Here is a 3,826-nt window from a genome sequence, read left to right as displayed (position 1 = left end):
GTCTCGATCACGTATTTGTTACTTCATTACGTTCCCTATGCGCCTTTGGTGTCGTTTGGCGTCGGGTCGATTCTCCCGGGTGTGCCGCGTCGTCATCGTCGTCGCGGGGCGGTGGAGAAGAAGCGGAGCTGTCGTGCTCGTCGATCTTGCTGGTCCCGCTGAAGTTCCGTGCCCGTTCCGCGGCGTCGGCACTCGCGCCGGAGAACAGCCGGGCGTCCTCGGCGGCATCGGCATGCGCATCCGCGGGCGCGGTGCTCGTCCCGCCCCCCGTATCGGTCTCCGCCTCCCGGCTCGCACTGCCGGCGGTGGTAACCGCGGCCGAGTTCGTGGCAGCCATGATCGTGGGGGAGAGGAGACCCTGCACTGGGACGGGAACCACCCGCGCTGGTGCTTCGTCGAGGCGGATGCCGTTCGTCTTGCGGAGCCGGTCGGACCTGCTGCCGGGGTGGTCGCCGTCGGGGTGGTCGCGGCCGTCGCGGTCATCGGGCCGGCCCTGATCCGGGAGGCGCAGACCGAGCAGGTGCGCGGAGGCGTCGAACTCGATGCGGGTCCGGGGCAGGGCTGTCGGATGGTTGTGCTGCACCCATCGGACGAGTTCCTCGCGCATGTGGCAGCGCAGGTCGAACACGGTCGGTCCGTCCTTGCCGCTGACCAGGACGCGGATGCGGATGTGATCACCGATGGCGTCGGTGACCTGCAGGACGCAGACCCGCTTGTCCCACAGGTCCGTGGCGTCCAAGACCCGGTGCATCTCGGCCCGCATCTCGTCGATCGGGATTGCCCAGTCCAGGTCCAGCTCGACGGCACCGAGGACCGCGGACTCTTTGCGGGTCCAGTTCTGGAATGGTGTCGTGGTGAAGTAGGTCGACGGAAGGACCATCCGCCGGTCATCCCAGATGTGGACGACGACGTAGGTGAGAGTGATCTCCTCGATCCTGCCCCACTCCTTCTCGACCACCACCACGTCGTCGACCCGGATGGCGTCGGTGAAGGCCAGCTGGAGTCCGGCGAAGACGTTGGACAGCGAGGTCTGGGCGGCCAGCCCCGCGACGATGCCGACCACGCCGGCCGAGGCGAAGATGCTGGCGCCGGCGACGCGGACGCTCGGGAACGTCATGAGCATCGAGGCGCCCGCGATGATCGAGATGATGACCACCGTGACCCGTCGGAGCAGGGTGACCTGGGTGCGCACCCGGCGGGCATGCCGGTTGTCGACGACATCCACCCGGTAGCGGGCGAGCGCGAGGTCCTCGAAGGTGAACGCGAGCACCGTGACGCACCAGGCGATTCCAGCGATAAGGGCGACATTGGACACCCGCAGGGCCGCCTCGGTCCAGGCCTGTTCAGCCGTGGAGTTGAGGCCGACGAGCAGGGCCACCAGCACGAGCGTGAGTCGCGTCGGCCGCTTACCGTGCTGTGCGAGATCGGCGACGATCTCCGAATGGCGGCCGATCCGTCTGGCCATGCGGTGCAGCAACACGGAGACGGCCAGGGCCAGCAGGACCGCACCGCCCAGGATCGTCAGGACGGCGATGGTCGATCGCATGTCGGAGAAGGACAGATCGGGCGCGGCGCTCAGATGCACAGACAGGCTCCTCGTCCTGGGCCATGGGCAGGAGGGGACGGGCACCATGGCATGGTTGGACGGCGCGGGTCGCGAACCCGCGCCGGTGCGTCCTTCTCCACGTCTCTCGGTATCCCTCGCTACCCTCCGCGGCCCTCAGTATCCCTCCGGATCCTCCGGTGAGGATTCCGGCGACGGTGCTCCCCTCTCTGCCAGGGGCGCAGGCACCCGGTGCGCCGGTCAGTTCTCCCGGGCGGGCAGGAAGCGGTACATCACGTAGAGGTCGACGTCGCCGAGCCAGGGATGGCGGAAGGCCGCCGGAAGGGTCCCGACGAGGCGGAACGCCAGCGAGCGCCACAGCGCGACCAGCCGTGGATTGGCGGCGACGACGGCGTTGAGCTGCATCGCCCGGTAGCCGAGATCGGCCGCGTACTCGATCATCTGCTCCGCGGCCTGCCGGCTGACGCTCTCCCAGCGGTCGCCCCCGGCTCCCCGGCCGCCGTAGTAGCTACGTCCCCCGTACGGCCCGTAGCCCTGGTACATTCCGGCCCCGCCGCGCGGAGCCCCGTGATCCACCCGCTTAGGATCAACGAGCAGTACCGCCTGGACGACATGATCTCCCAGGCCCGGCTGGCTCGGTGTGAGCAGTGCGGTCGCGATGATCGAGGTATCGCCCGGGCCGTCGTCCTCCTCCATCACCAGAACCTCGGCCGGCGGGGGCAGCATCCACGCGCTTTTCGCGACGTCCTCGTCGGTGTCCGGTGTCCAGGCGCAGGTCTCGCCCTCGACCACAACGGCCCGCCAGATCGGCCAGATCGCGCCCCAGTCCTCCTCTGATGCCCGCCGTGTCCGCACAGATCGATCCTGCCTGTTCACCGGGCCGGAAGGTAAAGGACCTGGAGCGCCGGACCCGCGGCAGTCACCCATCCTGGCGTTCGGCGGCTCGGTCACCGGCCGGGTTTTAAGATCCGGTCGACGGCGTAATCGCTGCATCCCTGCAGATGAACCCGGCCCATCAGGTGATCGGGATGGTCGGCGCGGGGCCACACGGAGAGATTCGTCATGGCATAGCCGTCCGGGTGGTTGATCCAGCGTTCGCCGCTGAGATTCACCGCCCCATCGGTGCAGGTGATCCAGACGAGAAACGCACCGGTGGAAACCTTCGGACTGGTCGGCAGCGGAAAGAAGTCGAAAGTGGCCCACAACACGCCGCCGGGTGCGGCGATGATGCTCAGTAGATGATGAAACCCCTGCCCCCTGGTGCTGCACTAGCCTGCGGCCGGCTGCCGGACGGCCCGTACGCTGCACCTGGTAACAGGCAGAGCCTCCGGAGGCCGTCTCCTGAGTCGCCGGGCACCCGGGTCAGGGCGGGGGTGGGTCGATCTCGAGGTCGATGCGATCGCCGGCCCGCACGGACGCGATGATCGGATGGTCGGCTCCCAGACTCTCCCCGAGTGTGGCTAGAACATTTGCGCGTAGCGCATCTGCCGTCTCGGTCTCGCTGAGGGCGGACAGGTCGATCGCCAGATTGGCGGAGGCGATCAGGGTGGTCGGGTGGTCATCGCCGAGCCGGTTCCGCAGGTGAGAGACGGCGTCCTCGTCGAGACTCCGCGAGCTCATCATCTGGTTACTGTCGTAGCGGCAGTTGGCTAGATTGAGCATGCATGACACCGTGAAAGGGTGATCGTCGGAGAGAACGGCCCGTAATCTGTTCCCCGTTTCCTGGGCGAGGGCGCCGGCTTCGTCCGGGTCGCCATCGAGCCGAATGGCGACGACCAGTGCGTTAGCCGCCGCGAGGGTGTAGAGATTGTCCGCGCCAAGCCGGCGCTTGGCCTGTTGGAAGGTGTTCTCGGCCAGCTTTCGCGCAGCCGGTACCTCCCGGCTCAGGCACAGATCGCCCACCAGGCTGATGGCTGCGGTGAGGGTTTCCGGCTGATCTTCTCCCACGTAGGTCCGGAACTTCTTGAAAGCCTCCTCCGAGGTATGGTGGGCCGCGCCCGCCCGCCCTGCGCGCCGTAGTGTGACCGCGTAGTTCCGCAAGGAGCGCAAGGTGTCCGGATGATTGATACCGAGGATATCCCGGCATCGGGTCAAGGTCTCCTGAAGGATTTTCAGGGATGCTCGGTAAAGGCCACATGCGCGTAGGTCCCGGGCGTGACTGTCGGCATACTGAAGGGTGAGGATGTAAACATTCACCTGCTTTAGCGATCTTGCTGTGGGTGACGGTTCACGGGCATGGCTGTGGGCCGCGCCGGGCGGGGT

4 protein-coding genes are annotated in these 3,826 nt (G+C 67.2%); all 4 read right to left on the bottom strand.

The features are described 5' to 3' along the window. Window positions 1–7: 7 nt before the first annotated feature. A complete protein-coding gene (locus AC08OQ_RS18295; RefSeq protein WP_476602147.1) occupies window positions 8–1,585 on the bottom strand; it encodes a mechanosensitive ion channel family protein in 1,578 nt (525 codons plus the stop codon). Window positions 1,586–1,804: 219 nt separating this feature from the next. Continuing rightward, complete coding sequence (locus AC08OQ_RS18290) at window positions 1,805–2,419, bottom strand: GNAT family N-acetyltransferase (protein WP_462188380.1); 615 nt, start codon at window positions 2,417–2,419, stop codon at window positions 1,805–1,807. A 92-nt stretch (window positions 2,420–2,511) separates the two neighbouring features. Further along, on the bottom strand, window positions 2,512–2,676 hold the full coding sequence (locus AC08OQ_RS18285; RefSeq protein ID WP_476595460.1) for a hypothetical protein: 165 nt from the start codon (window positions 2,674–2,676) through the stop codon (window positions 2,512–2,514). A gap of 250 nt (window positions 2,677–2,926) precedes the next feature. After that, window positions 2,927–3,826 (bottom strand): tetratricopeptide repeat protein (locus tag AC08OQ_RS18280; protein ID WP_476612243.1); only part of this gene is annotated, 900 nt, incomplete at its 5' end.

The organism is Frankia sp. CcCS3 (genome assembly GCF_977927575.1).
The sequence above is the reverse complement of the archived record's forward strand: the minus strand, read 5'-3'. Positions and strand labels throughout refer to the sequence as shown.